Consider the following 1,336-nt stretch of genomic DNA (forward strand, 5'->3'; position numbering starts at 1 on the left):
GCGGGGGCCGGGGCAGGAGAGTTCGGAGGTGGTCATCGCACGGCTGCGCGAGCGGCTCAAGAACGAGCCCGGCGCGCGCCTGTTCATGTCGCCGCAGCGCGATGTGCGCATCGGCGGGCGGCAGAGCAGCGGCGCATCGTTCGACTACACGCTGCAGGCCGACGACATTGGCGACCTGCGCACCTGGGAGCCACGCATCCGCCAGGTGCTGAGCCAGCTGCCCGAGCTGGAGGACGTGAACAGCGATGTGCAGGACTACGGCCTGCAGACTTCGCTGGTCATCGACCGCGACGCTGTGGCACGCCTGGGCCTGACCATGGCGCAGATCGACGCCACGTTGAACGACGCCTTCGGCCAGCGCCAGGTGGGCGTGATCTACAACCCGCTCAACCAGTACCGCGTGGTGATGGAGGCCGAGCCGCGCTTTCTGCAAAGCCCCGAGACACTGCGCGGCTTCTTCTTTGTCAACAACCTGGGCCAGCCGATTCCGCTCACCGCGTTTGCGCGCATTACCACCACCAACACGCCGCTGTCGGTCAACCATGACCGGGGCACGCCAGCCAGCAGCATCAGCTTCAGCCTGGCGCCGGGCGTGTCGCTGTCGCAGGCGTCCGATGCCGTGCGCAATGCGGTGGCCGAGCTGGGCGTGCCGGTGTCGGTGCGGGGCTCGTTCAGCGGCACGGCGGGGGCGTTTCAGGATGCGCTGGCGGGCCAGCCGCTGCTGATCCTGGCGGCCATGGTCACCATCTACCTGGTGCTGGGCATGCTGTACGAGAGCCTGGTGCACCCGGTCACCATCCTGTCCACCCTGCCGTCGGCGGGCGTGGGGGCGCTGCTGGCGCTGATGCTGTTCAAGACCGAGTTCTCGCTCATTGCGCTCATCGGCGTGATCCTGCTGATCGGCATCGTCAAGAAAAACGCGATCCTGATGATCGACTTTGCCCTGACGCGGCAGCGCCAGCGGGGCGGGGCGCATGTGACGGCCGCGCAGGCCATCTACCGCGCCTGCAACCTGCGTCTGCGCCCCATCCTTATGACCACCGTGGCCGCCATCTTTGGCGCGCTGCCGCTGGCCCTGGGCCGGGGCGATGGCGCCGAGCTGCGCCAGCCGCTGGGCATTGCCATCGTGGGCGGCCTGCTGGTGAGCCAGCTGCTCACGCTCTACACCACGCCGGTCATGTATGTGGCGCTGGACCGGCTGCGCACGCGCGTGCTGCGCGCCGTGGGCCGCCGCCGCACGCAGGCGGGCGCCACGCCCGCCGCCCCGGCGGCCTTGCAAGGAAACGACGGATGACCTCTTCCACCTTTTCACGCCGAACCGCCTGGCCGGTGGCGC

Annotated in this window: 1 protein-coding gene; it reads left to right on the forward strand. The window is 69.2% G+C overall.

The annotated features are described in order from the left end of the window. Positions 1–1,294, forward strand: a 1,294-nt coding sequence (locus AC07Z7_RS25065; protein WP_494768043.1) for an efflux RND transporter permease subunit, incomplete at its 5' end; no start/stop codon positions are given. Between the last annotated feature and the right edge of the window lie 42 nt (positions 1,295–1,336).

The organism is Acidovorax sp. GW101-11A03 (assembly GCF_059424825.1).